Below are 22,801 nucleotides of genomic sequence, written 5' to 3' on the forward strand. Positions count from 1 at the left end.
CGGATTAGGGCGCGCGTCGATTCTTTGCTACACTCAGCAACCCACGACTCATTTTGCAACAAACGACGAGGGGGGCGAACGACGTGACGAAGATGCTATCGGCCCAGGTGGGCAAGCGACTGATCTTTGTGGTCCTGTTTGCGGCCTGCTTTGCGCCCAATTGCACCTGCCACGACCTCGACGACAGCGAGTGGGTGCTGCGAGACGAGCTCGACATGGGCGACGACACGCCGGTCTACGAGCCGGAGGACGAGCCTCTCGAGCAACTGTCGAACTGCGACGAACGGTTGGGACGGGAGGTGAGCTTTCACGCCACCGGCGGCTCGGCCGATTGGCAGCTGGCGGTTCCGTCGAGCGTCTCGTCGTTTCGCGAGCTGACCATCGTCGACAGTGCGCCGTCCCAGGCGCGGTGGAGCGCGGTCGCTTTGGGCGATACGCAGCGCGAGGTGGCGGGGTTGTTGTGGTCGACGGCCGTCGGACCGTCGCGCAGCGAGGCCGTTCAAATGCTCGCAGAGCATCGGGTGAGCCTCGCCGCGCTCGGCAGCTTGCTGCAGGAGTCGAACGGCGGCGAGTTTGGCACCCACGACGGCCACCGGGCTGTGTTAGGGCGCTACAGGCTGTCGACGCCGAATCCGATCTCCTCGACAGCGCTTCGCAAGCTGCTGCTCGACAGGATGACGCCGTTTGGTATCGACCGGGTGCGCGGGCTGCCTGCTGATACCGGTGAACGGTTCGACACGTTCGACGTCCGACTCGCTGTCGTTGCGCGCGATCTGGGCGAGCGCACTCAGATGCTTACGACGCTCGCCTTGGCGCCGTCGCGCCGGATCGCGGCCGAGCCCACCCTGCAAGGTTTGCTCGATGATCTGACCAACACGACAAATTTGGCGTCGGCGCGCCGACAGACCCACGTTCATTGCGGTGTCTACCGCGGCCGTCGCTCGGCCAAGGCCGATTTTTACTGGGTGCTCGACCAATCAGGCTCGATGGTGGACGACTACGCGCGGGTCGCCGAGGTGGCCAACCAATTCTACGCCGAGTTGAACAACACCAGCCTCGACTACCGGCTCGGCGTCACCACGATGGATGAAGACGGGGAGGGAAGGTTGCGTGAGGACGTCGGGTGGCACTCCGAGCTGGAGCCCTTTCTGGGCGAGGTCGCCACGGTCTCCAATTGGTCGGGCAACACCTACGAGGAGTACGGACTCCAGGTGGCCCGATCGGGCATCGAGACGATGCGAAGCGACGCCGAGCACGCGTTGCGTCCGGGCGCCGAGCTCATCACGATCTTCATGTCGGACGAGGAGACCCAGACCTTCCAAGACGATCGGCTGCAAACCCCGCAGGGCCAACTGCTCTATGACGACTTCGAGAGTTTCTTTGCCGCCAACACGACCGCCTACGCCATCGTGGGGGACAGTGACGGTTGCGGTCTCGACGGCACCTCGTATCGACGCATCGCACAAGCCACGGGAGGAGCCTACTCTTCGCTGTGTGCCGAAGACATTTCGCAGACTATCGAGCAGATCATCTACTCGGCTTCCGGCGCATCGTCGGGCAATGTGCTGGCGGAAGTACCGATCACCGCCACCCTCGGCGTCGAGCTCGATGGTGAGCCGGTGCCCCGCAGCCGCGTCGATGGCTACGATTATTTTCCCGAGACCAACTCGATCTCCTTTTTCGGCTCGTATCGTCCCGACCGGATCGAGGGCGGCGAAGGAAGGGTGAAGGTGAGCTACGAAGCGTATGGGCATTGAGGCTCTTCGATTTGTACGATTAGAAAAGTGACCTTCTTGACCCCTCCAAGAACCCCTTCAAGCCGCGATTTCGCGAGAAATCTGAAAAAAGTACGCAACGAATCGGCCCTCTCTGCCGAAAACCGTAATAGGAGGGGACGAAGACCCTCCTCGATTCGATCCGGTTGACGACAACACGAGAGCGCAGGTGCGCGATGGCAGACAAAATATCCGGAGCCGGCGGCTCCACCACGGGTTTGATGACCGACACGGATGCGACCTCGGCGCCGGCCGAGGGGGCGGGGAAGAGCAACGTGCAGGAGGCCCTCGACGACGTCGGTGGCTGCCTGAGCGAGACAGCGAAGGATGTGTGGCAGAAGGGGCCGGCGGTCCACGAGGACTTCGAGGCGTTCGTCGGCGAGCATTCCAAAGACGGCGACGTCGAGGAGGCTGTGTTCGAGGCCGGCAAGAAGACGCTGTTCGAGTTCATAGCCGAAAACTCCCGGGCGAAGGCCCGAGCGGAGAAGGCCGCGATTGACGAGGTCAGCGGGGGCGATGAACAACTCGCCGACTTTCACGAGACCCTGAGTTCCAACTCCGGCGAGCTCGCCAAGATGGATCAAAACGACATGCGGGGAATGCTCAACGACGCATTCGGCAAGAACGCTTGGGAGGAGAAGCTCGACTTCGCAGCTCAACTGCGTCCGGGCGCTCGCGCCGACTTTGCCGACAATATCTCGCGCACTCTCATGCGAAGTGGAGATGTCCCTGAAGAGCAAGTCGCCGAGATACGCGACAGGATCCTGGCGGCGACCGAAGATGTCGTGCTCAATGCGTTCGAGGACAAGTTCATCGAGGGGACTGTGACGACGTTGGAGAATGCGAAACTCTCCATTCAAAATCGGTTCAATGCCGACCCGAGCGCCCGGCGCGAAGTGCTCGCGTCGTTCGCGGAGAAATCGTCCGACAGTACCCAGATTGCTCAAATGATGGTCGCCACGCTTGGGGTTCCCGAAGATGACGCGCGCGCAATCGCCAGCGAACTCGCCGAGCTGCACGGTCATCCGGACAAGATCGCTGCGCTACGAGGCGGCGCTGAAGGTCCGGGGGCATCGATTGTCACCGATGGCGCCTATACCGACCTGGAGCAGGCGTTGGAAGACGCTCTCGACGACGCCGCCGACAACATGCAAGGGCTTGTTCGCCGGCTCAGGAGCGATCGGTTCCGGGGCAATTCGAACGATGATCATCGCGTGTTGGTCGACGACACCTTCAAGCTCGGCCGCCAAATGTTCATGCACAAGTTGTCGAGCGGTCCTGCCAGACTTGGCGACGATGCGTTGGAAGGGCTCCGGACGGTCATGGAGCAGGAGAAGGCTGAGGCGGAGAGCAATCTGTTCGAGGAAGACATCGCCAAGTCGAGCATCCTCATCGCTGCCGGCATCGGCGTCACCCTCGCCACGGGAGGCGCAGCTGCAGGGGGGCTAGTTGGCTTTGCTACAAGCAATGCAGGCGCCGCCCCGGGGATGGTTAACGCGTGGCAAGATGTGGAGCTCGCCGAACAGGCCCAAGCCCACGGGCAGACCGACAAAAACACCGTCGAGGCGGCGAAGCACGCCCGCAACAAAGCTATCGCGTTGCATATCGCCAGCTCGAGGGCCCCAAGTATGACGTTGAGAGGCCAGAGTGTCGTGGGAGATGCAGTGCGATGGGGGTCGAATGTGGCCATCGGCGAGGCGTACAACTTCGTCTTAGGGGAGGCGTATGACGCGGCCTCCACAATGTTGGACTGACCCGGACGCTGACCATCCTCTTCACTCGACACGGACTTCAAAATGCCACCACTTGTATGGCCCGACGGGGGCGAACTTCTCTTCTTGGCGCCTCCCGTTCTCTTGGCCCTGGGCGTCATTGTGTATTTGGTGTTTCGCCCGCACCCGCTGCAGATGGTCGCCAAGGAATTGGGGTTTGATTACCGCAAAGGCTGGTTCGAACCGAAGCGAATGCTGGGAGCATACCAAGGCGTCTTGTTCGACATTCGGGGCGGAGGTACCTCTCTCGTGTTTCGTGCCCAGCTTGGCGAACAAACTCCCGACGGGTTGGTCGTGATACCCGAGCGCGTCATTCGTTCTCAGCGGTACAACGCTGTCCTACCTGAGTTAAACGCGGCCGTGCGTAGCCAAGAGGTCGGGCTGCCGTACCTCGAGGAGGCGTTTACGATCTGGGGCGACGATAACGATCAGATACGCCGCTACCTGAGCCGACCGGGCGTCGAGGATTTGCTGCTGGAGCTCGGGGCCTCATCGGACTGGATGTATATCAAAGACGGCGAACTCGTTTATGGCGAGCCCGGCACGGGCGAATATGCGTTCGAGTACAATGAACCCTTGGAGCGATTGGTCGAGGCGGTGAGGGTGCTGGATGGGCGTGAGGTGTAGGCCTTGCAGGTTCGTTGCGCCATCGCCCGAATCACACATGCGCCGCAATTTGCCCGAGCATCTCCTCGGTTCGATCGAGCCGCCCAAGCCACATCTCCGCCATCTGCCCGGCCGGCGGCGGGCACGTCTTGGCGAACGCTCGATGCGCCTCGCGCATCTGCTCGACGAGCACGCGCAGCCCGTCGAGGACGTCGGTCAGGCCGTCGTAGTCGGCCGCCGAGCGCAGCAGGTTGTTGAGCATGGTGCGCCGGGCGCCGAAGCCCGCCGGCAACTCGCCGCCGCGCGACAGCGCGCGGATATCGTCGCGGCTCAGGTAAATCCCGCTGTACGCCGGGGTGAGCAGGTATTTGCCGATGTCGCGCAGGCCCGTCTTCGGGTCTTCGAGGATGTCGGGCGGCTCGGGGAGCTCACGCAGGCTCTGATCGTCGGGCGGCTCGAGGTCGGCGCGGTGGTCGCAGACCATCTCGAGCGTCAGGTCGGCCAGCGCGGTGAAGAACGGGTGCCCCTGGCGGCGAATCGCCACGGTGATGGGCGCAAGCCAGGCGAGCAGGTGCTCGTCGAGGAAGGTGCGGGTGAGCCGGCGGGCGTGCTCGGCGTCGTCGCCTGTGTGCTCCGACTCCATGCGCGCCAAAAAGCCCAGAAAGTTGAGCTCGACGCCCAGATGGTCGGCGGCCTCGCCGGTCTCGACCACCGGGAAGCCGGCGGCGAGGTAGGCGTCGGTGACGCGCTCGGTCTCGTCGCCGCCCACGCGGGCGGTCTCGTCGAGAAAAGTCGACCCGAACGCAAAGACGTTGAACCCGAAGATATGCTGGTAGTCGGCGGCCGCGCTGTCGAGGTCGAGCTCGCCTGTCTGGGCACGGAAGACCGACAGCGCGTCGGCCAACTCGTCGACCGCGCGCACGTGAGGTAGCGTCTCGTCGGTCAGACCGTACAAAAAGAGCTTGCCGAGCAGGTGATAGACCCGGCTTCTTGCCAGTGCTGTTTGGGATGCGTCGAGAGTCACTCGGCCCCCTCGCCGACCGGGGACGGCGCTTCGGGCGCTTCCTTTGCCGGCGAAGACTTCTGGTCGCTGTCCGGCAGCTTGTAGGCTTCTTTGGTCGGCTTGATCGGACGTTTGAGCCAGTACGGACGGCGCGTGCCGTCAGGGCTGTGCTCGCTCGCCGGCCGCGTCATGGCGAGCCAGTCGCGGTAGACCTTCATCGACTTCTTGGTGTCGACCCACACGTCGCCGTGGCGGTCGCCGGGCTCGGCCTTTTTGACGTTCCAGCACTTCTGCAGCCAGCAGTGCGCGCCGCTCAACGGATCGGGGTGGACCGGGTGCGTCAGGTTTTGGTGCACGCCGACGTCCTCCCACCAGATGCGGCTGGTGTCGGGGTCGAAGCTCTTCCAGGCGCGCGCGCCGTGCAGGATATTGAGCTTGTGCTCGCCCTTGCCGTCCTCTTCGAGGCGCGCGACCGCCGTCGTGCCCTTGTTGCCGCCCAAATCTTCTTCGAGGCGCCAGCGCCCCAGGTGGTGGCTCATGGCGATGATGCCGGGCTTGATGCCCTCGGTGACCCAGACGCGGTCGACCATGTAGCCGATCTCGGTGGTCGCACGCACCAGGTCGCCGGTCTCGACGCCCAGACGCTCGGCGTCGACGGGGTTCATCCAGATCGGGTTTTTGTGGCTGATCTCGTAGAGCCACTTGGCGTTGGCGCTGCGGGTGTGGATGAGCGTGGGGAGTCGGAAGTTCGGAAGCAGGAGCATCTCCCCGTCGGCGATGTCGATCTCGTCGGGATGCACGTGGCTTCGAAGGGTCCACGGGATCACGTGTTGCTGCTCCGGCCAGCCCCATTCGGCGATCGTGGGCGAGAAGAACTCGAGCTTGCGGCTGGGCGTGCCAAAGCCCTCGTAGAGCTCGCCGTCGATCTCGAGGCCGACGGGGTTGCCGTCGGCGTCGAGCGCGCGGCCGAATTCGTCGGTCTCCTCGGCCTTGGCGGCGTCGAGTCGGCGGGCATACGGCGTGTAGTAGTCGCTCTCGACCTCGAAGGCGCCGAATTTACGCATGTACTCCATCGGCTCGAGGCCCTCTTTGGCGGCTGCTTCGGGCAGCCCGGGCACGCTGTTCTCGAAGATCCAGCGGAAGTATTCGTCGACGGTGACGACTTCGCCGTCGCGATACGGGCTCTCGAACCACTGGCGCACGCCAAGCTCGCCGTCGGGATCCATGCGCACCGACAGGTCGATCCAGAACTCGCTCTCCTCCCAGACCTCGCCCGGGTTGGCCTCCCAGGTCTTGTCGACCGTCTTGCCCGCGCGCTCCATGGCCACGCGGCGCACCGGCTGGCGAAACGCGATCCACTGGCCGGCGTGGGTCTCCTGGCTCATCAGGTCGTGGCGCTCGGCGCTGTGGCCCATCGGCAGCACGTAATCGGCGAACCACGCCGTCTCGTTCCAGGTGGGCGTGAGCGCGACGTGCAGCTTGATCTTGTCGGGGTCTTTGAGCGCGTCGAGCCACACGAAGCCGTCCGGGTTGATCCACATGGGGTTGTAGACCCGGGTGAAATAGACGTCGATGTCGCCGCGACCTTCGTTGAGGAAATGGGGCAGCAAGAAGCTCATCTCGAAGAAGGCCATCGGGTACTCGTCCGGCAGCTGCATCTCGTCCCAGGCCGGCTGCGGGTCGGGCACCGACATCGGCTTGGGCTTGAACTTGTTCCAGCTGTTGAACGAGGTGCCCCCGGGCGTGCCCACGCTGCCGGTGAGCACGTTGAGGAAGAAGAGACAGCGGGCGACCTGCCAGCCGCCCAGGTTGCCGATGGAGGCGCTACGCCAGGTGTGGGTGGCGAGCTTGCCGTCACAGTCGGCCACGAGCTCGGCGGCCTGGCGGACGCGTTCGACCTCGACCTGGGCCTCTTTGGCGGCGCGCTCGAAGGTGAATTCGGCGTACAGCGCCTTGAGGACGCGGTCGAATAGCTCGAACGAAGGCTCGTCGAATTCACCTGCAGCCTGTGCCTTCTCGATGACCGCGCGTGCTTTGGGGCTCTCGATGTGGTCGGTCCAGCCGGCCAAGAACTCCCTCCAGTTGACCCACTTGCGCACGAACTCCTTGTCGTACAGGTCGTTCTGGATCAGGTGGTTGGCGATCGCCAGGAGCACCGTGGGCTCGCTGCCGGGCCAGGTCGACAGCCACACGTCACTCTTCGAGGCGGTGTTGCTCAGGCGCGGGTCGAAGTTGATGATCTTGGCGCCTTTCTCCTTCGCCTCCATGATGCGCTGGGCGTGCGGGTTGAAGTAGTGGCCCGTCTCGAGGTGGCTCGAGATGAGCAACATGACCCGCGCGTTGGCATGGTCGGGGCTCGGCCGGTCGAAGCCGCCCCAGAACCAGTAGCCGAAGCGCGCGCCCGACGAGCAGATGTTGGTGTGGCTGTTGTGCCCGTCGACACCCCAGGCGGCCACGCAGCGGTTGGCGAAGCCGTCCTCGCCGGGGCGGCCGACGTGGTAGGTGATGCCGTCGCGGCGCTTTTTGCGGCTCTCGCGCATCTTCTGGGCGATATCCTCCAGGGCCTCCTCCCAACTGACCCGCTTCCACTTGCCCTCGCCGCGCTCGCCGACGCGCTTGAGCGGGTAGAGGATACGCTCGGGGTCGTAGATCTGGTTGTGCGTGGCTGGGCCCTTGGCGCAGTTGCGCCCGCGGCTGCCCGGGTGGGCCGGGTTCCCCTCGAAGCGCTTGATCTCGTAGGTCTTCTTGTCGACGTAGGCCAACAGGCCGCAGGCGCTCTCGCAGTTGAAGCAGACCGTGGGCACCAAGGTGTAGTTGCGCGCGACCTTTTTGGGCCACGCCTTGGCGTCCCACTCGACCCAATCGTCCCACTTGTCGGCGGGCGGATATTGGCTCATGCGCCCGTCGTCATGCTCGATCTCGAGCATCTCGACGCGCTCGGGCTTGGCCTCGGCGAAGGTCGGCAGCGCTTCGCCGGCCGCGTTGGTGGGGCCGTCTGCCGGTTTCTCGGAGCCCAGAGGGCCCGCGTCGAGCATGATGGAGAGGAGTTTTTTGATGTTCATGGTGTTCTGCTGTCTAGAGAGTCGCAACTTTCGATCGCGGAGCGGCTGCTTGCTGCCCGCGAAGCACTCGCCGGCTCCGCTCGGGGCAAGCCCCGGCTCCGCGAACTGCAAAAGGCTCAACTATTGGGCACCTCCTGGGGTGCCATTACAAACGCGTGTTCGAACAAGTACAATCCGATGATGGCGCAGACGCCCGCCACTGCCGCCGCGATGGGCGCGCCGACGAGCAAGAGTCCCAGCGGGACGAGGTGGCCGAGCACGATGGCGCCGCCCCAGAAGTAGCCCTTGTAGGCGCCGTGCGAGATCTCGTGGGCTGCGCGCGCCGCCACCTCGCTTGCGTGGGGCATGCCGAACTCGCCGAGCAAGGTCACGAAGAGGTCGACGACGAGGGAAACGGCGAAGAAGCCGACCGCCAGGCTCATCAGGCCTTCGGGAAACGCCATCACCGCGCCCATGATCGAGACGACCGCGCCGCCCATCATCGCCGCTTGGACGACGAGGTGCAGCGGCAAGAGCGTGCTCTGCCACAGGTCGCGGCCCTCGGCCTGGCCGAACAAAAAGGCAGTGTAGATCGCGGTGCCGATGGCAAATGGCGTGCCCACGCCCAACAGCCAGGGGCGAGCGGCCTCGGCCACCGAGAGGTCCATCCAACCCATCCAAGCGGCGGTCTCGAGCGCCCACCACACTGTGGCGATGCCCGAAAACCCGATCAGGAGCAGCGCTCCGCGGGCGAGCCAGCTCTTCCATTGGGGCCGAAACAGAATATTGAGGAAGCGCTCGGGGCGCTCGAGGTCGAAGACGAGAAGGCCGGTGGTGGCGGCCAAAAAGACCACCGAGATCAACGCGCCCACCGAGGCGACCGGCGCGGTCAGCGTGCTCAAGCCGGTAAACGCGGCCAGGGCGAGCAGCAAAAAGACGCCTGCGGCGATGCCCTTGGTGACCAGGTAGGCGGGCACCGGCCAGTGCCACGGGATTTCGTGCTGGGCGTTGTAGGCGACCTGGACCATGTGCTCGGCGCGGCGGCCTTGGCCGAGCTGGATGGGGCCGCCCTGGGGCAAGCCCTGCGTTTGCGGCTCGCGAATGCGCACACCCGAGTCGGCGCGCTTGGTCGCGGCGAGTTGAGCAACGCCCGTGCTGCCGTTCGATTTGTGGGCGTGGCCGTTGGTCTTTTGGGCCTTGGCTCCGTGGGGCTCGACGGTGTCGGCCCACATGTACGTCTCCGGGGTGCGCTCGGTCGCCGTCGGGTGCATCGTGACGTCGTCGCCGTCGATGTAGAAGAGCTTGGGCGAGGTGCCCTGCTCGGGCTTACGCACGGTGACGCGCTCTTTGGCGAGCACCTTGCTGATCTCGGAGTTCGGGTCGTTCATGTCGCCCGCGATGATCGAGTGGGTCGGGCAGACGACCACACACGCCGGCTCCAGGCCCACCTCGGTGCGATGGGCGCAGTAATGGCATTTGGACGCCGTGCCGCTGTCCGGGTCGATGTGAATCGCGTCGTAGGGGCACGCCTGCATGCACGCCTTGCAGCCGATGCACGCCTCCGGGTCGAATTCGACGATGCCGTCGTCGCGCTGGTACATCGCGGTGACCGGGCAGATGCGCACGCACGGCGGGTTCGCGCAGTGGTTGCACCGCGTTACCTGAAATTGACGCCGAGCGTTGGGGTATTCGCCGACCTCAGTGTACTTTACCCAGGTTCGGTACACGCCCAGCGGCACCTCGTTTTCGCTCTTGCAGGCCGTCGAGCAGGCATGACAGCCGATGCACGAGCGATTGTTGATGACGAATCCGTAATTATGTGTTTCAGATTGTGTCACGGTGTTTCAACGAAAGTGGACAAGTGAGGGCGCGAGGCCGGCCGAGAGCGTGTCTAATGTGGGAACGCCCGGAAGATCTGCAAGAGGAGTGCCATGATGGGCCGATCTTATCGTTCGAGAGGGCTGGACACCACCGTCACCGTCCTACATTTGCTCTCGTTGGCCCATCGGTCGCTGCGAAGGGGGCCAGTGCAGCGGCTCAGATCACACCACAACCAGACAACAAGGGAGGTAGAAGATGTCCACGCAAGCACGTCCGCCGGAGCAATCGCCTTCGCAAGATCATATCAACGGGATCGACACCGAGACGCTCTTCGAGAAGCTCGACCAGCTCGAGGCCAATCCGGACCTGGCCCAGACGACCTGGCGAGCGACAACGAGTTGGGAGGGAGGAGATATCACCCGAACCCATATCGGTTCGTGGGTGCTCGGCGGGGAGGAGAACCCACAAGATTTCGAGATCATGATCGACGAGCCGGTCGAGTTGCTGGGACAGGGCAAATACCCCAACCCGCAGCAGGTGCTCTTTGCCGCCATCAACGCGTGCATCATGAACACGTTTGTGGTCAACGCAGCGGTCAAAGGGATCCGTCTCGACAAGCTCGAGATCGAACTCGAGGGCGACATCGACCTACGCGGCTTCTTGGGGATCGACGAGTCGGTGCCCAAAGGCTACGAGGAGCTCAATTTCGTGGCCCGGGTCAGCGGGGATGGCACGCGCGAGCAGTACGAGGAGCTGTTGAAGGCCGCCTGCGGCCACTCGCCGAACTACTACACCGTCACCAACCCGGTGCCGATCAACGGGCGCGTCGAGATGATCTGATCGCCTTCACACCTCCAGCTCCGCTTCGCTACGCAGGAGGCTATCAAAGAAGGGATGCCGCCCTCCGGGCTCCAGGTGTTGTAAGGCCTCAGTTCGAGCATGGCCCGCGCCACCTGTAGCTCCTTGGCAACTCAACCCCAAGGTCGACATGTGGTGAACTGGGCAGGGCCGACGAGAAGCGAGCCCGAAGGGCGCTACCACCCTTTGATAGCCCCCTGCGCAGCGAGCGCGTAGTGCGACCGGAGCTGGGGGATGGAGGTCAACTAACGACGCCGACTCAAATTCTGAAATTGTTCGGTGGCCTTTTGGCCGAGCGCGGCGAAGGTGTCGAGCAGGGAGCGGGCGTCGTCGTCGAGCGTGTCGTAGACCTCGCTGCCCGGCTCGGCTCGTTGGTGGGCGCCGTCGGCCGACGGCAACACCAGGCGGTTGATCGCGCCCATCATCTTCGTGGTGGTGCCGGGCAGCAGCCCGTGGAACCAGCTCAACAGCTTGGCCGGAGCCGACAACACACGCTCGGCGCTGCCGCGCTTGGTCGCGGCGATGATGCGCCGGGCGGCGCGCTCGACGTTCATCGAGATCATCGGCAGGCCTGCGCCCATCGAAAACCAGGTGAACTCCTCGTCGCGCTTGCCCTTGAACAGGGCGTTGACGTGCGATCCGGTGCGCATCAGCCCCGGCGCAATCGTGATGATGTCGACGCCGCGGCCGGCCATCTCGGCGCGCAGCCCCTCGGAAAAGCCCACCGCGGCGAACTTCGCGCAGCAATAGGGAAGCAGATGCGGCACGCTGACCTTGCCGCCGATCGAGGTGATGTTGACGATGCGGCCCTCGCCGCGGGCGAGCATCTGCGGGAGCACGGCGCGTGTGGGGTGCAACACCCCCCAGAACATCGTGTCCATGGCCATCTCGAAGTCGTCGACGTCGAGGTTTTCGACCGGGCCCACCTGGATGATGCCGGCGTTGTTGACCAAGATGTCGACCGGCCCGAACGCCTCGGCGACCTCGCCCACGAAGCGGTCGACCTGGGCTTGGTCGGCCACGTCACACACGCCGGTGACCACTTGGGCGTCCTCGTCTTCGAGGCGGCGCCGGGCGATGTCGAGCTCCTCTTCGTCGCGCGCGCAGATCGCCACCGGACAGCCCATGCGCGCAAAGTCGCGCGCCAGCACAAAGCCCAGGCCCTTCGAGCCTCCGGTGATGAGCACCGTCTTTCCCGACAGGTCGTCGGCGCGAAAGCGCTGGATACCCAGATATCCGGCAGCCAGCCCCACGGCGAATGACAAAAGATTTCCGGCTTCCATGACTCCCCCGGCAATGGCTTCTCGAAAAGAAAACGCCCGCACGATCACTCCTTAAGCGTAATCGCGCGGGCGGGTTCCAGTAGGTCGGGGGCTGTCGGTCGGCGGGCCTTATTCGGCCGGGTCGACCGCCCCGTCGGTCGCCGGAGGACCGTCATGCTCGGCGCGCACCCGCCTGCTGATGACCGCCACCTTTTTGTGCAACTCCTCGAGCGCCTGGTCGAGCTCGAACAGCTCGTGCTCGACGGTGTGCTCCGGCTCGGTGATGCCCTGCTTCTTCATGCGCTCGCGCTCGTCGAACTCCTCCTGCTCCATGGTCGCCTCTTCCATGCCGTTCATGATGACACCGATGAACAGGTTGAGGATGACCATCGTGCCCAAGAGCACGAAGCTAACGAAGAAGGCCGACGCCACAACGGGCATGGCGTTGGGGTCGGTGCACAGGTGCTCGACGCCGTCGTAGCCGTACTCGTCGCAGCCGTACATGTTGATGTACATCACGTCGGTCCAGTCCTCGAGGGTGACCACCCGGAACAGGCTGAGCGTGGCCAGGTGCAGCGTCTCGAAGTGCATCGGGTCGTTGGCGCCGAAGATGAACACCGCGGCGACCGCGTACACGTAGAACAAAAGCCCCAACAGGATCGTCACGTAACCCATCGACGGAAGACTCTTGAGCAGCGCTCCGACGAGCAACTGCAGCCTGGGCAGCGCGCTCAGCAGCTTCAAGACACGCAGCAGGCGCACCAGACGCAGGATCACCGCGTAACTTCCCGCTCCCGGCACGAAACAGACCGCCACGATGAAGAAGTCGAAGACGTTCCACGGGTCCTTGAAATAGTTCCACGGCTTGGAGCCCTCGGCGCCCATCTTGACGACGACCTCGGCCACGAAGATCCACAAGATGATCTCGTTGAGGATGTGCAGTTCGGTCTCGTAGGCCTCGACGACCGACGGGTAGGTCTCCATGCCGACGACCACGCCGGCGAGGATGATGACGAAGGTGATGAAGTTGGTAAACCACTTCGCCTCGGCGATCTCTTGGAGCTTCTCGACAAGCAAAACGCGCCTCCTTAGGCGTGAGCGAGCTATAGAGTCGGGCCCTGAATTCCGACTCAGTTTTCGGATTGAAGTGGCGGCAGTTTAGGGGGAATTCGAACAGGATACAACGACGTTTGCGCAAAATTTACGCGGCTTTAGCCTCTTCAATGGTTTCCTCTTGCGCACGATGGGAGGCTAGGGCGAGAATGCCGCCCGCTTTCGTGCCGACCGAGACTGCTGTGTGGAGGGGAGAGATGAGGAGCCGCCAAATGAGACATTGTTCGAGATTCGCTTTGGCGGCCTCGTTGTGTTGGATATGCCTGTGCGCTGCGTGCGCACCCACACCGCGCGACCTGCAACTCGCCGCCGCCGAGCATATGACCCCTTCACAGACGTACTCGTCGACTGCGGAGGCCGCCGAGACGATCGACAAGCCCGAAGAGCTCGTGCACTTGAAGGTGCGGGTGTATGCCGGGGCGGGCTACCGGGCAGAAACCGTGCGCTGGCGCGAGCGTATCGAAGAGCAGATCGAGGCGGCTGGCAGAGTGACCCGAGAGCAGTTCAACTTCGACTTGCAGGTCGTGCAGATCGTCGAGTGGCAACCGCAGAGCGACGGCAGCAACTTGCAGCAGGTCCTCGCCGAGCTCAGGGGCAAAGATCCGGCCGACGACGTCGACTTCGTCATCGGCATGACCAAGTCGCTGGCCGCCTTCCAGCCGTCGATTCACTTGTTGGGGATGGCCGAGTCGTACGGTCAACACATCGTGCTGCGGGCGATGAACGACGCCGCCGAGCGCGAGCATTTCGATCAGGCCTTCGACGAGCTGACTGACGAGGAGCGCGACCGGCTTTACGGCGCTCGGCTCGAGCACAAGGAGACGTCGGTGGTGCTCCACGAGCTTGGCCACGCCCTCGGCGCCGTGCACACCCGCGAGCCGACCTGGTTGATGGGCGCGGCGAGCAGCACCGAACAGCAGGCGTTCGGCCCGGCGAACACGCGTATCATCCGCCTGGCGGTCAAGCTTCGCGCCGAGCATGACAGCCACGACGCGTGGCGTCGCGCCTTTTTGAAGGGGCTGCTCGAGGAGCTCGACGGTCGGTATCGAGACGCGTTCGATCCGAAAGCGAGGGAGAGATCCGTGGCGCTCGCCAAGGCGTATCTGGACGTCAACGTGCTCACCCGCCGCGAGGCCACCCGGCTGCAGCGCACGCGCGAGTTGGCCGGTCAGGGGCGCTTCGACGAGGCTTGGAAGCACCTCCAGCCGCTCGCCTCGTCGCGCCAGCACAATCCGCCGGTGATGGCAGCGGCGTGCTACGTGCGCTCGCGGGCCTTCGGGATGACCGACGCAACGCGCGAGCAGTGCGAGCTTGCCTTTGCCGTCGCCAAGGAGAACCCGTCGCCGGCGCTGATGCTCGCCATCTTTCATCTCGAGCGCGACGAGCGTGACGAGGCGCTCGCGATGATCGACGAGGGCCGCCGGCGCATCGACGCCGCCGAGCGCGTCGAGGGCTTCCAATGGCTCAGCCTCGCCCGTCTGTACGCCGAGGCGGGCGCCTTGACCCGTTCCGAAGACGCCATCGCCAAGGTGCCGATGATGAAGGGCGCCCAGGAGGTCCGCGAGCATATCGCCGACATCCGCAAGTTCTTCGGCGTCAAAAAAGGCGCGGTGCCGCCCGACGAGGAGGCCGATTACGTCTACCACGCCCGCAAGGCCGCCGAACTGCTCGACAAGCGCCAGAACAAAGAGGCCAAAGCGATCATCGACGCGCTCGCCGAGAGCCACGCCGACGTCGCCGCCACTCAGGCACTGAAGTGCCAACTCGCCGGCAACTCGAGCGACCTTCACCGCGCCAGCAAGGCCTGCAAGCGCGCTCTCGAGCTCGACGACAACTGTGCGTTGGGCCACATGATGTCGGGTTATCTGGCGATGCTGCAGAACAAGCAGGGCGCCACCGAGCGCCACTTCGTCAAGGCGCGCGACCTGGTGCCGAGCAACGTGCAGCTTTGGGTCTCCCTGGCCGGCTACTACCGGCGAGTGGGCAAGACGACGGCGCTGGCGAAGCTGCAGGACGACTTCGAGGCGCGCTTCGGCACGCAGATCCCGATGCGCTGAGCTAGTCGCCGCATCATCGGGTGTTGCAAAGTCGTTACATTTCAGGGGGTTGAACGGTTCGCTTCTGCGTTGTACAAGTCCGCGAGCTCATCTCGGGCTTCTCCAAGATTCGTAGCAGTTGGGGAAACGATGCTTCAGAAGCGCACTACACTTCGCATCGGCTCATTGTGGTTCGACGAGCCGACGCCCTCCATCGAGACATTTCTAATCGAAGAGCTTGGCGCCGAGGAATTCTTGGTCGGCCTGCTCCAAACCGGTCCGCTCGCGGGCCAAGACGCCGCTCGCGGCTGGCTCGCCATGACCTGCCGGCGCGGCTTCTTGCTGTGGGAGGCCGCCGGTGGTGTGCTGCACGTCGAGGAGTTGGCGCGAGCCGCCGCTTGGCGCGTGGAGACGGGGTGGGGCCGCGATCGGTTCTTCGTCGGTGAACGCGAGTTGTTTGGCGGCCCGTTGGTCGCCGGCAAATGGCTTCGCCAGTTGTTCGAGCTCGGCGCCAAGGAGCCTGTCGAGCGGCTGGTCGCCGCTGCGCAGGAGCATCAGTCGGCCGGGGTGTGCGACTGGACCGACGGGGCGTCGACCGAGGCGATGGCCGTGTGCGAGGCCTATCTCGAGGCGGCAAGCCAAGCCGAAGAGGAGGGCGCCTTCGAGCAGGCCGTCGAGCTGTACGTGGGCGCGCTCCGCTGGCAAGTGCGGCGCCTGGAGGCGTACGAGGCGCTCTCGCGGCTGACCTGGTCGGTGAGCCGCGCGAGACGCCATCAAATCACGACGGCCAAGAGCGTACTCGAGCTCGTCAACCCCCAAGCGGCCAGCGAGGTTTTTGGCGACTCGACCTGTGGCGTTCTGTCGGTCGGCGCGGCCGCGGCACGACTGGGCACGCTCGACGACGAAGCTCACGACACCCGACTGGTCCACCCCGACGAGCACGACCGCAAGGCCGCCCTGCATCGGCTCACTGCGCGCTGGGCGTGCGGCGAGCGCGATGACGACGCCCTTCGCGCCCATTGCGAGCGCGCCGATGCGCAGACTTATCCCAAGCTCCACGCCCGGCTCGAGCGCGTCGCCACGTTGCTGGGGATTCCGGCGCCGCCGGTGCATCTGAGCCGCCAAGAAGCCGGAGCGTGTGCGTTGGGGCGCGGCAAGCGGCCGTTCATTTTGCTCGCCAAGTCCCACCTCGAAGATGGGAGCACGCGACAACTCACCGACGCGCAGCTCGACTTCGTGCTCGCCAGCCAGGTCGAGCATATCCGCGCCGGACACCTGCTGTTCACCCGTGCGGAGTACGTACAGGGGGTCAAAGAACGCAGCGTGGAGTTGGCGTTGATGGCCGGTGAATGGCTCGGCGCTCGCGGCTTGCTGGGGGCAAAGAAGACCAAGGCCATCAAGCTGGCCAAACCCGTCTGGGGAGCACGACATGCGGCGGGCTCGGAGTGGCTGGCGCTCACACGCGACGCTGCGAAGGCCGAGTCGACCGCGCTGGCTCGCTGGGGCCGCACACGCGCGCTGCACTGCGACGACGACGAGGCGTGCGAGCATTCGCTCGTGCGGCGCGAGCTAGCGAAGTTCTCGCGCATTGCCCGTTATACCGCCGACCGCGCCGGTCTGCTCGCCTGTGGCAGCCTGCACGCGGCCGTCGACGCGATGCGCTTGCTCGAGCCGGAGATTAACGAGCCTGCGAGCGAAGAAAAGCGCGCGCGGGTCGACGCGCTGATCCACTTTGCGCTCTCAGAAGACTACTTCGCCCTGCGTAGCGCGGTCGATGAGGGGGCTTGGGCCCGGATATAACCATCTTGATTTTGCACCTTACCAACTGTCACAATTGGCTGAGGTAGTCTTCCAACCCGGCCAAATGCATGTCGAAAACGTTTCTCAGCGTCGTTTCCACGAAAATCGCTGGGGCGGACCGTCTCTGGAGAGATCGGCCCGAGGCGATGCGAGCGAGCGTGGAGTTGCTTCTGGGGCGGCTCGACAGCGCGCTCCAAGTGCACGACGGCCGAGCACTTCTGTGTAATGAGGGCGGCCATTTGGCCGCGTTCGACGCGCCGCTCGGGGCGTTGCGTTGGTGCTTGAACGTGCAGCGTTCGCTGTTGGAGGTGGCTTGGCCCGATGCTCTCCTCGAGCACCCCGACGCCGAGGCCATCCATTCGGACGACGGCGTCCTGTTGTACCGTGGTCTGCGCGTCAAGATGGGCCTGGACCTGGGCAAGCTCTTCGAGCGGCGTGCGCCGTTCTCGGGCGAGGTTCGCCACGGAGGCCGCGCGATTCGTCGCGCCACGACCCTCGCCACCTTTGCCGGCGCCGGCCAAACGGTCGTCAGCGTCGGCGTCCACCACTATATCGGCAAGGAGGCGTGGGCGGAGTTCGAGCCGTCGGTGCTCGAGCTGCACGAGTTTTGTGGGCAGACCCGGCTCTCCGAATCGGGTTTTGTGGTCCTGCCGGCCGAACTCGCCGAGCGTCGCGCCTACAGCGTGTCCGGAGAGCCGCTTCGGCGCAGCAACTTGCCGACCTTTCACACAAATTTCGTCGACCGCTCCGTCGAACTGGCGCGCTTGGCCGAACGGATTGGCGCGGCCTCGCGCTGGATCACGCTTGTCGGGCCTGCGGGCGCAGGCAAGACGCGCTTGGCCGTGGAGTTTGGCGACCAGTGGCTCGAAGAGCGCGCAGGTGTGGCTGCTGAAGCCTGGTTCTGCGACTTGACCGCCGCGCGCGACGTGGGCGCGGCGCTGGCGATCATCGCGCGGGCCGTGGAGGTGCAGTTGCCCGCCAGCGACGACCCGGTGCGCGCCGCCAAGGCCATCGAGGGGGCGCTGGGCGGACGCGGTGAGGTGCTGATGGTGCTCGATAACGTCGAGCAGTTGGCCGGCGTCGAGCCTTCGGAGCAGGGGGGCTCGCTTGCCGAGATGATCGCCGGTTGGATCGACGCCGGCCCGGGCGTGCAGATCGTGGCCACCAGCCGACGCAGCTTCGGCCACGAGCGAGAGTGTGTGCAGAGTGTCGATTCCATGGGCGAAGACGCCGCGCTGGCGCTCTTGGTCGACCGCCTCTTTCAGGCGCGCGGCGCCCACGTGGGCTTCAACGAGAGCGATCACGCGGCGCTGCGCGAGATCGCCACCCAATGCGCGAGGCTCCCGCTGGCGATCGAGTTGGTCGCTGCGGGCGGAAAGCTATTGTCGCCGACCGAGTTGCTCGACGCATGGAGTGAGCACGCTGCCGCGCGCACCGGATCACAGCTCGAACAGGCGATCGAGCGGTCTTGGAAACTGCTCAAGCCGTGGGAGCGTCGGGCGGTGGCCCAGTGTGCGAGCTTCGAGGGCGGCTTCACCGTCGAGGCTGCCGAGCAGGTTCTCGAGCTCGACGCTCCCGAGGCGCCACCGATCATCGAGGTGCTCGAGGCGCTCCACAGCCACTCCCTTTTGCGCTCGCCGCCCGGCAGCGAGTCGGCCACGCGTGCACGGCTGTCGCTGTACGAGCCGGTGCGCGAGTTTGTGCGTGCCCGCCAGAGCGGTGAGGCGTTGGACGCGGCTGCTCGTCGGCACGCGAGCTATTTCTGCGAGTGGGGTCAAAACCAGATGGCGCTGCTCGACACCGAAGGCGAACTCGAGGCGGTACGCCGCATGACCGAGGAGCTGGCGAACCTGCAACAGGCGCTGCGTCAGTGCGTGGCCGATGAGCCTGCGCGCGCAGTGCGTCTGGTCGTGGCGCTGAGCGAGCTCGACCGGCGTATCGGTCCCCTCCCCGGACAGCTCGAGCGCGTCGAACAAGCTGTGGCGCTGGCCGAGGCGCTCTCGGACCCGCAGCTCGAGATTTTGGCATTCGAAGCGCGCGCGCGGGCGCGGCAGTGGCTGCACCAGCACGACCAGGCCCGGGACGACTATGCAGCGGCGCTTTCTTTGGCTGAAGATGCAGTCGAAGAGGAGGGCGATCCGACGTTCCAAATCGCGCCGCTGATCGGACTCGCCTCCGTGACCCACCGGCTGGGCCAGCACTCTACCACCGAAGAGTACGTGCATCGCGCGCTCGAACTCGTCGAAGGGTCGACGACTCCCGAGGAGGTGACCGTCCTGCAGCAACTGGGCGTGCTGCACAGTTGGCGAGGCGAGCGTGACGAGGCGGCGCGCTACCTGCACGAGGCTCAGATCTGTGCGCGGCGTATCGGCAACCCCAGCGCGCTGGCCGAGGTCCTGGCGCTGTACGGGCCGGCGATCACCGCCCACTTCAGATACGACGAGGCCGAGCGTTATATGGAGGAGGCGCTCGAGATCTTCACCGCGCTGGGCAACCGTCGAAAGATGGTGGTGATCACCTTCCAACTGGCGTTTGTCTACATCAAGACCGGCCGTCCCGAGCAAGCGGAGCGCGCTTACGGGCGCGCGCTCGAGATCATCGACTCGGCTGGCTTGACGAAGGCCGATCGCGGCGCGGTGCTTCGCGGCCGCGGCGAGGCGAGGTTTTGGCGCGGGCACTACGCGCAGGCGGAAGCCGATTTGACCGAGGCACTCAGCCTCATCGACGCCGGAGCAGTGGTGCGCGCGCTGTATGCGCGGCTCTACCTGGCCGCTAGCCTCGCGATGCTCGACCGGCACGCCGAATCGCGCGAGCATTTCGAGCGCGCAGCCGAGCAACTCGACGAGACCGAGCTACCCACCGAGCGCGCCTTGGCGCGAACCCTCGAAGGTTATTTGATGGCTGCCCTGGCCAGGATGGCCCACGCCGAGGAAGACGTCACCGCGGCAGTGACCGCGCTGCAGAAGGCCTACGCAGGTGTGGAGGCCGGCGAGAATAGTTCGCATACGGCCGTTCAAGACGAGGCCGAGCGTCTGCGAGCTTACCTCGACGAGCTCGTGGCGACCGGGGCTGTCCCAGCGCTCGACGCCGACGGTGAGCCCGACCTGGAGGTCGCCGCCGACGCACGCTGGCTGGAGGTCAAAGGCGAGGAGAGGGTCGACATCAGCCGACGTGGTGCGCTGAAGCGCATTTTGCACGCCCTCGTCGAGCGACGGCTCACTGCACCGGGCGAGCCGCTCAGCCTCGACGAAACCCTCGAGGCAGGTTGGCCCGGTGAGGTGATCATGCCCGAGGCGGGCGCGCGTCGGGTCTATACGACGATCAACCGCATGCGCGACCTCGGACTACAAGACATCCTCGTGACCACCGACGACGGCTATATGCTCGAGCCGACCAAGCTCGTGCGGCGCGACTCGCAGTGAGCCATCGCGACGGCCGGGCGGCTAAAGTTGCGCGATCGCCGTTCAGTTGGCACTCTGGCCGTGTGATCATGAATCGCGCGAATCACGAATTGCCAAGGAGTGGCGAAGTGTCTTCGGAATGGTATCTGTACGTCCTCGAGTGCGTCGACGAAACGCTCTACACCGGCATCACCACGGATCTCGAGCGGCGCCTTCACGAGCACAATCATACGGCCAAGGGGGCCAAATACACGCGCTGCCGGCGTCCGGTCGAGTTGGTCGCCTCGTGGACCTACGAGTCGCGCTCGGACGCGGCGAGCGCCGAGTGGCACTTCAAACAGTTGACCCGCCGGCAGAAGCTGCGGCGGGTCGAAGAGCGTGCGGCGGCCGAGTAGCGCTCAGTGACGCTTCTGCAGATCCGTGCGCGCCTGCTTCAACGTGGCAAACTGGTCGGCGATCTTCTGCTGGATCTCGGGCGTCCAGTCGGTCTGCATCGCGTCCTCATACTGGTCGATGAGCGCGCCTTCCATGCGCTGGGTCTCCTCGAGCATGCTCTCGAGGTCGTCTTCACTGAGCGCCGACTTGAGCTTCATCCAACCCTGGTAGATCTTACCCAGCGAGGTCTCCTCGGCCTCCTCGACTCGTCCGGCGAGCGTGTTCGCCTGGGTCTCGAGATCATTGGCAAATTGGGAGTGCTCGCGCTCGTACTTGCGAAAGAGCGTGCTGTACTCGGTCTTGTCGACTTTCTGTGCGGCGGTGTCGAAGCTGCCGGCCGCGTCTTTGTTGTAGCGGGCCAGGCGCTTGAGTTGGCGTGCCATCTCTTCGTTGGTTGCAGACATTTTCTCCTCGCTTTGAATAGGGCTATCTTGCTTCGAATACGCGCTAAGATCTGTAACCGCGAATACTTCGCGCTCAAGGTCGAGTTCGGACGGCGAGTGGCGAGAGAGGGCGGTTGGCGCGTGGAAGGTGCTCACTTCGCGCGAGGAAGATAGACCCCGAAAGTCGCCCCTTTACCAGGCGTCGACTCCACGCTGACATATCCGCGTCCGTTGCTGACGATCCCATAGACAGTCGATAGACCGAGTCCGTGTCCTTTTTGTTGCTTCGTCGAGAAGAATGGCTCGAAGAGTTGCTCGCGGGTTTCTGGATCGATGCCAGCTCCGGTGTCGCGGACCTCGATATAGGCATATTCGTCGGCTTCTAAATCCTCGATTTCCTCAGGACCAACGCTCTGGCGGCTCGTCATGATGGTGATCGTTCCCGACGCTTGCTGCTTCTGAATGGCGTCGCGAGCGTTGACCAGAAGGTTCATTATGATCTGGTCGAATTGGATCGGAACCGCTCGAATGACCGGTACGTCTTCGTCGAGTTCGTAGTTGACCTCGATGTCCGGTGGGAGGATGTAGTCGATGAAGTCTTGCATGTGGCAGAGCTGTTCATTGACGTCGACTTCCTCGGCCTCCTCTTCACCACTCCTGCCGAACTCCATGAGACTTTGGGCGAACTGAGAGCCCCGATCGAGAAGCATATGTGCTTTGTGAAGATGCTTCGATGTGGCCTCGTCCTGTGCAGTCTCGCCGATCACGTCGAGGTTCAACTCGAGCGCCTGAACCAGATTATTGAGGTCGTGTGCGATGCCGCGCACCATCTTGCCCAACGTGGCATCCGTATCCGCTCGAACGAGCATGCGCTCGATCTCTTGGCGCCGAGAGATATCGACCACTTGCTCGAGTACCAGCGTCTCGCCGAGCGAGTCAGTCGCCAGCGGCACATCGGCGATGGAGGTCCAGACCCAGAAGCCCTCTTTGTGCCGGTGGCGGATTTCGGTCTCGTTGTACTTCAACTCCCCGGCGACCAGCTTGTCAAAACGCGAGTGGAACCGATACAGATCGGCGCTGTGGACCATCTCGGCCTGAGTCATTTGGCGTAGTTCATCTTCCGAGTAGCCAACCATCTGCTGGAACGTCGTGTTTGTGTACAGTAGCTCGTTGTTCGCGTTGAGAACTTTCATGCCGATTGGTGCGGCCTCGAAAAACTCCCGAAAGCTGCTGACGATTTCATCGAGTCTGGGGCGTTCGTCGGCCATGAGGCTCCCGACTTGCCAAGAGTTGAGACGACGGGGCGAGCGGTTGGCTCTGTCGGAATTTAACTCCTACTCGTGCTCGGACAACCGCGGGGCAGGCCGTGCTTGGCGCTCGGAGGCACTGGGAGCGCACTCGTTCGAGGAGCGCTGAATGATTCGGGCACGGGGAGAGCAACTCCACCGAGAGAGACGACGAGACGGAGGCAGTCAAGCCGATGTGACAACAAGAA

Annotated in this window: 15 protein-coding genes; 8 read left to right on the plus strand and 7 right to left on the minus strand. The window is 64.4% G+C overall.

Annotation, left to right across the window (positions count from 1 at the left end; all coding sequences use genetic code 11):
- The first annotated feature begins 83 nt into the window (after window positions 1-83).
- The 3 genes from FIV42_RS17215 to FIV42_RS17225 all read left to right on the plus strand — a co-directional run bounded on the left by FIV42_RS17215 (window position 84) and on the right by FIV42_RS17225 (window position 4,174).
- Window positions 84-1,757, plus strand: coding sequence for a vWA domain-containing protein (locus tag FIV42_RS17215; protein ID WP_141198890.1), 1,674 nt, complete (start codon window positions 84-86; stop codon window positions 1,755-1,757).
- Between the two features lie 194 nt (window positions 1,758-1,951).
- The gene (locus FIV42_RS17220; RefSeq protein WP_141198891.1) at window positions 1,952-3,529 is read left to right on the plus strand and encodes a hypothetical protein; all 1,578 of its coding nucleotides are present in this window, start codon (window positions 1,952-1,954) and stop codon (window positions 3,527-3,529) included.
- 378 nt (window positions 3,530-3,907) lie between these two features.
- Complete coding sequence (locus FIV42_RS17225) at window positions 3,908-4,174, plus strand: hypothetical protein (protein WP_141198892.1); 267 nt, start codon at window positions 3,908-3,910, stop codon at window positions 4,172-4,174.
- 31 nt (window positions 4,175-4,205) lie between these two features.
- Here the strand turns inward: FIV42_RS17225 and FIV42_RS17230 are convergent, their stop codons facing one another.
- The 3 genes from FIV42_RS17230 to nrfD form a co-directional block, all read right to left on the minus strand.
- The gene (locus tag FIV42_RS17230) at window positions 4,206-5,177 is read right to left on the minus strand and encodes a TorD/DmsD family molecular chaperone (protein ID WP_168210723.1); all 972 of its coding nucleotides are present in this window, start codon (window positions 5,175-5,177) and stop codon (window positions 4,206-4,208) included.
- The gene (locus tag FIV42_RS17235; protein ID WP_390619665.1) at window positions 5,174-8,083 is read right to left on the minus strand and encodes a molybdopterin-dependent oxidoreductase; all 2,910 of its coding nucleotides are present in this window, start codon (window positions 8,081-8,083) and stop codon (window positions 5,174-5,176) included. Before FIV42_RS17235 ends, FIV42_RS17230 begins: the two co-directional genes overlap by 4 nt.
- A 251-nt stretch (window positions 8,084-8,334) precedes the next feature.
- Window positions 8,335-10,035 carry an NrfD/PsrC family molybdoenzyme membrane anchor subunit gene (gene nrfD, locus FIV42_RS17240; RefSeq protein WP_222615257.1) on the minus strand — a complete coding sequence of 567 codons (1,701 nt, stop codon included), beginning with the start codon at window positions 10,033-10,035 and terminating at the stop codon, window positions 8,335-8,337.
- A 238-nt stretch (window positions 10,036-10,273) separates the two neighbouring features.
- Between nrfD and FIV42_RS17245 the strand changes: the two genes are divergently transcribed.
- Window positions 10,274-10,858 (plus strand): OsmC family protein, encoded by a 585-nt coding sequence (locus FIV42_RS17245; RefSeq protein WP_141198894.1) that lies wholly within the window; start codon window positions 10,274-10,276, stop codon window positions 10,856-10,858.
- 263 nt (window positions 10,859-11,121) lie between these two features.
- Here FIV42_RS17245 and FIV42_RS17250 read toward each other — a convergent pair whose 3' ends face one another.
- On the minus strand, window positions 11,122-12,159 hold the full coding sequence (locus FIV42_RS17250; protein WP_141198895.1) for an SDR family NAD(P)-dependent oxidoreductase: 1,038 nt from the start codon (window positions 12,157-12,159) through the stop codon (window positions 11,122-11,124).
- 108 nt (window positions 12,160-12,267) lie between these two features.
- On the minus strand, window positions 12,268-13,215 hold the full coding sequence (locus FIV42_RS17255; protein ID WP_141198896.1) for an ion transporter: 948 nt from the start codon (window positions 13,213-13,215) through the stop codon (window positions 12,268-12,270).
- Between the two features lie 356 nt (window positions 13,216-13,571).
- Between FIV42_RS17255 and FIV42_RS17260 the strand changes: the two genes are divergently transcribed.
- The 4 genes from FIV42_RS17260 to FIV42_RS17275 all read left to right on the plus strand — a co-directional run bounded on the left by FIV42_RS17260 (window position 13,572) and on the right by FIV42_RS17275 (window position 20,883).
- The gene (locus FIV42_RS17260) at window positions 13,572-15,308 is read left to right on the plus strand and encodes a M12 family metallo-peptidase (protein ID WP_141198897.1); all 1,737 of its coding nucleotides are present in this window, start codon (window positions 13,572-13,574) and stop codon (window positions 15,306-15,308) included.
- 129 nt (window positions 15,309-15,437) lie between these two features.
- On the plus strand, window positions 15,438-17,087 hold the full coding sequence (locus tag FIV42_RS17265) for a M48 family metalloprotease (protein ID WP_141198898.1): 1,650 nt from the start codon (window positions 15,438-15,440) through the stop codon (window positions 17,085-17,087).
- Window positions 17,088-17,245: 158 nt separating this feature from the next.
- Window positions 17,246-20,509, plus strand: a complete 3,264-nt coding sequence (locus FIV42_RS17270; protein ID WP_168210724.1) for a tetratricopeptide repeat protein — start codon at window positions 17,246-17,248, stop codon at window positions 20,507-20,509.
- A 107-nt stretch (window positions 20,510-20,616) separates the two neighbouring features.
- A complete protein-coding gene (locus FIV42_RS17275) occupies window positions 20,617-20,883 on the plus strand; it encodes a GIY-YIG nuclease family protein (RefSeq protein ID WP_222615258.1) in 267 nt (88 codons plus the stop codon).
- A 3-nt stretch (window positions 20,884-20,886) separates the two neighbouring features.
- On the opposite strand, the gene FIV42_RS17280 is transcribed toward FIV42_RS17275, so the two are convergent.
- Both FIV42_RS17280 and FIV42_RS17285 read right to left on the minus strand, forming a co-directional pair.
- Complete coding sequence (locus FIV42_RS17280; RefSeq protein ID WP_141198901.1) at window positions 20,887-21,327, minus strand: PA2169 family four-helix-bundle protein; 441 nt, start codon at window positions 21,325-21,327, stop codon at window positions 20,887-20,889.
- A gap of 131 nt (window positions 21,328-21,458) precedes the next feature.
- Window positions 21,459-22,574 (minus strand): two-component system sensor histidine kinase NtrB, encoded by a 1,116-nt coding sequence (locus FIV42_RS17285; RefSeq protein WP_141198902.1) that lies wholly within the window; start codon window positions 22,572-22,574, stop codon window positions 21,459-21,461.
- Window positions 22,575-22,801: the final 227 nt, after the last annotated feature.

The sequence above is a fragment of the Persicimonas caeni genome, from assembly GCF_006517175.1.
GTDB classification, from domain to species: domain Bacteria; phylum Myxococcota_A; class Bradymonadia; order Bradymonadales; family Bradymonadaceae; genus Persicimonas; species Persicimonas caeni.

Coding starts and splice junctions, on each gene's coding strand:
- FIV42_RS17260 (WP_141198897.1), top strand. CDS start 13,572: ATGACCCCTTCACAGACGTACTCGTCGACTGCGGAGGCCGCCGAGACG.
- FIV42_RS17235 (WP_390619665.1), bottom strand. CDS start 8,083: ATGCTCGAGATCGAGCATGACGACGGGCGCATGAGCCAATATCCGCCC.
- FIV42_RS17250 (WP_141198895.1), bottom strand. CDS start 12,159: ATGGAAGCCGGAAATCTTTTGTCATTCGCCGTGGGGCTGGCTGCCGGA.
- FIV42_RS17285 (WP_141198902.1), bottom strand. CDS start 22,574: ATGGCCGACGAACGCCCCAGACTCGATGAAATCGTCAGCAGCTTTCGG.
- FIV42_RS17220 (WP_141198891.1), top strand. CDS start 1,952: ATGGCAGACAAAATATCCGGAGCCGGCGGCTCCACCACGGGTTTGATG.
- FIV42_RS17245 (WP_141198894.1), top strand. CDS start 10,274: ATGTCCACGCAAGCACGTCCGCCGGAGCAATCGCCTTCGCAAGATCAT.
- FIV42_RS17265 (WP_141198898.1), top strand. CDS start 15,438: ATGCTTCAGAAGCGCACTACACTTCGCATCGGCTCATTGTGGTTCGAC.
- FIV42_RS17280 (WP_141198901.1), bottom strand. CDS start 21,327: ATGTCTGCAACCAACGAAGAGATGGCACGCCAACTCAAGCGCCTGGCC.